Annotated in this window: 4 protein-coding genes; all 4 read left to right on the top strand. The window is 58.9% G+C overall.

Translation table 11 applies throughout. The features are described 5' to 3' along the window. Positions 1-487: 487 nt before the first annotated feature. On the top strand, positions 488-1,366 hold the full coding sequence (gene xrtA / locus QZY03_RS03415; protein WP_295578343.1) for an exosortase A: 879 nt from the start codon (positions 488-490) through the stop codon (positions 1,364-1,366). Positions 1,367-1,455: 89 nt separating this feature from the next. Continuing rightward, on the top strand, positions 1,456-2,025 hold the full coding sequence (locus QZY03_RS03410) for an exosortase C-terminal domain/associated protein EpsI (protein ID WP_363168674.1): 570 nt from the start codon (positions 1,456-1,458) through the stop codon (positions 2,023-2,025). After that, positions 2,022-3,209, top strand: coding sequence for a TIGR03088 family PEP-CTERM/XrtA system glycosyltransferase (locus tag QZY03_RS03405; RefSeq protein ID WP_295578340.1), 1,188 nt, complete (start codon positions 2,022-2,024; stop codon positions 3,207-3,209). The genes QZY03_RS03410 and QZY03_RS03405 overlap by 4 nt, the downstream gene beginning before the upstream one ends. An 84-nt stretch (positions 3,210-3,293) precedes the next feature. After that, complete coding sequence (locus tag QZY03_RS03400) at positions 3,294-4,142, top strand: glycosyltransferase (RefSeq protein ID WP_295578338.1); 849 nt, start codon at positions 3,294-3,296, stop codon at positions 4,140-4,142. The last annotated feature ends 111 nt before the right edge of the window (positions 4,143-4,253 follow it).

Raw genomic sequence — 4,253 nt, 5'->3', positions numbered from 1 at the left:
GGTACAAGCTGTATGCTTGAAAAATCAACGCATTACGGTGCGGCAGTGCCGACCATGACAGGGGTCAGTAAATTTTGACGATGCACAATATCTTATTGATTATGTTACGGTAAATTGCCACGGGAAATCCCAGAGAGCCCGCAGTGTTGAGCGGATGCGCACCGAATCAAGGTCCTGCCGCACGGCGGCTTGTTGAAGCGCATTATGGCTGGGCCGAGTCCGCGGAGCAGATGGTCGCGTTAGTTCTCGGGGAGCGCTGACGTGACTCCAGACCGATCCGCTGCGGCCGATGCTTCACCGATCCGGGCGCGACCTTGGTCAACGTTTCGGGGGTCGCGATCTGGTGTCCAAGGATTCAGCCCAGGATGGCAAGGGCCACGGCGCAAGCCTTGGGCTCCAGATGATGAGGCGCTGGCTGGAACGATGATCAAGGCTCCATCTGCTCTACCTGCGCTTCTCATTCCGCTGTGCGACGAATAGAGACTTTATGGAACCTGCAAGCGAGAATTCTCTTTCACCTCGTGTAAGCTGGGCGGTCGCGTTGCCTGGGCTCGCTATCGTCCTCCTCGTATTGCTCTGGCTGTTCTTTCCAACCGTGTGGTCGCTGGTGTCGATCTGGCTGCGATCGGATACCTATGCTCACGGCGCCATTGTCCTTCCCATCAGCCTGTGGCTGATATGGGAGAAGCGGGCGGGTCTCGCCAACGCGGTACCGCAGCCGACGCTGGTGCCAACGCTGCTGATGCTTCCAGTTGGCAGCGTATGGCTTCTCGGTAGCTTAACGGATGTGCTGGTGATTCAGCAGTATGGATTCGTTTGCCTGTTGATTCTTGCGATCTGGTCGATAGTGGGTACGCCGGTAACGCGCTTTCTGGCCTTCCCGCTCGGGTTCTTACTGCTTGCCGTTCCGGCGGGCGAAGCGCTCACCTACCCACTGATGAACCTGACGGCTGATTTCACTGTCGGGCTGCTACGCCTCACCGGGATACCGGTGTATCGCGACGGGACTTTTTTCTCGCTGCCGAGTGGTGATTGGTCAGTTGTCGAAGAATGCAGCGGGGTTCGTTACCTGCTGGCGTCGGTGACCCTCGGGATGTTGTTCGCCTATCTGAACTTCAGCTTTCTGTGGAAGCGTCTGGTATTTGTCCTGTTCTCCGTGGTCGTGCCGGTGTTCGCCAATGGGCTGCGCGCTTACCTGATCGTGATGATCGGACATCTGAGCAATATGAAACTGGCAACCGGTGTCGATCATCTGATCTATGGTTGGGTGTTCTTCGGAATCGTCATCGCCATTATGTTCTGGTTCGGATCCATGTGGCGTGATCCAGTGGGAAAGGTCCGCGCGGGATTGAATGGGGGGGGGTGACGCGCGTGGCGTTGGCAGCGTGGGAGTCGCCGTGCTGTTGGCCGCGGGAGTCTGGCCAAGCCTGATGTGGGGATTGGAACGGGTGTCGGATCACTCTGGTCGCCTTACAGGTTCCGGCGGCGGTAGGCGATTGGCAGGATGCGTCGGAGGGTTTCTGGTCTTGGCGTCCGCGCGTCGTGGCTCCTGACGGTGAGATCTCTGTTTTTTATCGTGGGCGCCCCGGAGCGGTCGGTGTCTATCTCGGTGTTTTTCGTTCCCAGCGACAAGGCGCAGAGCTGGTGAGTTCCGCTCATCAGATGGTCTCGACACGGGATCAGCAGTGGAGCGACAAGGAGATATCGACACGCGCGATTCGCCTTCCGACCGGGCCGTTCACCGTAAATCAGAGCCGTATCGCGTCACGGTACGATGACGACCGTCTATTGGTATGGAACTGGTATCGTGTTGGTGATGTCAGCACCAGTAGTCCCTATCGTGCCAAGCTGATCGAGGCGGCCTATCGGCTGTGGGGAGGGGCGCGTGCCGGGACTTTGATCGCCGTGGCTGCACCTTATGATGTCAATGCGGACGAGGCGGCAGCGGTGCTCGAGAGATTTCTTGCGGTGATGTTGCCGTCGCTGGAGGCGGAGATTGCACGTTCGATTGCTGCGCCGCCATGATTGAGCGTGGCCTCAAGTCACCGCGGATCGTTCACGTCGTATACGGTTTCGGCACGGGTGGGCTGGAGAACGGACTCGTGAATATTATCAACAGAACCCCGCCTGACCGCTATCGGCACGCGATTCTCTGTTTTACCGACGCGGGGTTGTTCGCGTCGCGCGTGGTTCGGCACGATGTGCCGATCGTCGCACTGCGGTGCCCCGCGGGGCATAGTTTCTCCGCGTATGTTCGCCTCTGGTCGGCCCTCCGGGCTATGCGCCCGGCGATTGTACATACGCGTAATCTCGCCACGCTCGAGGCGCAAATCCCCGCGCTCTTTTTGCCTGGAGTTAAACGTGTTCACGGGGAACACGGCCGCGATGTTTTCGATCTCGAAGGCAATAACCGCAAGTACAATGTGCTGCGCCGGCTCATTCGTCCGATCGTCCACCGTTATGTTGCGGTCAGCAAGGATCTTGCAGCCTGGCTTGAGTCCAGGGTCAGGGTTCCACCGGTGCGTATCAGGCAGATTTATAATGGTGTGGACGCCGATCAGTTTTCACCCACAGTGGGGGCGCGTACCGACCCTGGACCGTCGGGGTTCCTGTCGGCTGGGGCGCTGGTGATTGGGACCGTCGGGCGACTGGTAGCAGTCAAGGATCAGCGGACTCTGCTCTTCGCGTTCGCCGACTTGGTTCGTCGGAACCGGGACTTGGCGTCGCGTCTGCGTCTGGTCGTGGTCGGAGAGGGGGGACTGCGTCATGAACTGGAGCAGCAAGCGGCGGCCTGTGGTGTATCCCACGCGGTGTGGTTCACCGGTGACCGTAGCGATGTTGCCGACCTGATGCGGCTGTTCGATCTGTTCGTGTTACCGTCGCTCGGTGAGGGAGTTTCGAATATCATCCTGGAGGCCATGGCCACCGGGGTTCCTGTCATTGCGACTCGGGTGGGGGGCAATCCTGAACTGGTGACGCATGGCCGGACCGGCGCCTTGGTGTCCGCTGGGGATGCTGGGGCGTTGGCGTCAGCAATGTACGATTTCATTACGGATGAAGCGCGTCGATCGCGCTGTGGCGCCGCGGCGCGTGCTGAGGTGATGCAGCGATTTGATTGGAAATCCTGTGTCGATGCGTACTTGTCGTTGTACGACGAATTGCTGGCGCATCGGGTCGACCCGACACAACCTGGGATATCGCGTTGGTGATTGTGGAGACCCTATGTGTGGTGTAGCCGGGATCTTCGATTGCCAAGACCGCCGTAAGGTCAGCGTCACGAGGGAACTCGCCGCGTGAAGATTCTGCACGTCCTGGATCATTCGCTCCCACTGCATAGCGGTTATGTCTTTCGCACCCGGGCAATTCTGGAACAGCAGCGGGCGCTTGGCTGGGAGACGGTCCAGGTGACGTCGGCCAAGCATCCGGGTTCGCAGTCAGTGGTCGAGGAAGTGGATGGTCTGAGTTTCTATCGTACCGCCCTCGGCGCCCCGACGGCTGCCAAATTGCCGGTGTTGAACCAGTTGTCCATTGTCAGCGGGCTGGAACGACGACTCTTGGAAGTCATCGCGCTGGAACGCCCCGATTTATTGCATGCGCACTCGCCCAGTTTGAATGGCATCGCTGCAATCCGTGCCGGTCGTCGCTGTCACTTGCCGGTCGTGTATGAGTGTCGCGCGTTCTGGGAGGACGCTGCCGCGGATCACGGCACGAGTACCGAGTGGGGGTTGCGTTATCGGTTGTCCAGGCATCTGGAGACCTGGGTCTTTCGTCATTGTGACGCGGTCGTTTGTATTTGCGACGGCCTGCATACGGATATTGTCGCGCGTGGTATCGCCGCAGCGAAGGTGACGGTGATTCCAAATGCCGTCGATTTGGCGCACTTTCATTACGGGTTGCCACGGGATGAGGCGTTAGCTGCCGAGTTGGGAATCGGCACGGCAACCGTACTCAGCTATCTCGGCTCGTTCTATGCGTACGAAGGGCTGTCCCTGGCTGTGCGCGCCTTGCCGCGAATCATTGCCGAGTTTCCCCAAGTGCAACTGCTACTGGTCGGCGGGGGGCCGCAGAAGGCCGATTTGATGCGTTTGGGGCGTGAATTTGGCGTGGAGCGGCAGGCTCTTCGGGATCTCAGTAGGTTATGATATACTTATATTTCAGCATCTTACGAGGTTTTGAAGGTCATCATGGACTCCAACAACGAGCCACTCAGACAAGCAATAGAGCTATTGCGAGATTTGCCCAATGTCCAAGTG

It is taken from the genome of uncultured Lamprocystis sp., from assembly GCF_903933125.1.
Lineage (GTDB): Bacteria > Pseudomonadota > Gammaproteobacteria > Chromatiales > Chromatiaceae > Thiodictyon.
This window is presented reverse-complemented; position numbering and strand designations above follow the sequence as displayed.

Coding starts and splice junctions, on each gene's coding strand:
- QZY03_RS03405 (WP_295578340.1), top strand. CDS start 2,022: ATGATTGAGCGTGGCCTCAAGTCACCGCGGATCGTTCACGTCGTATAC.
- xrtA (WP_295578343.1), top strand. CDS start 488: ATGGAACCTGCAAGCGAGAATTCTCTTTCACCTCGTGTAAGCTGGGCG.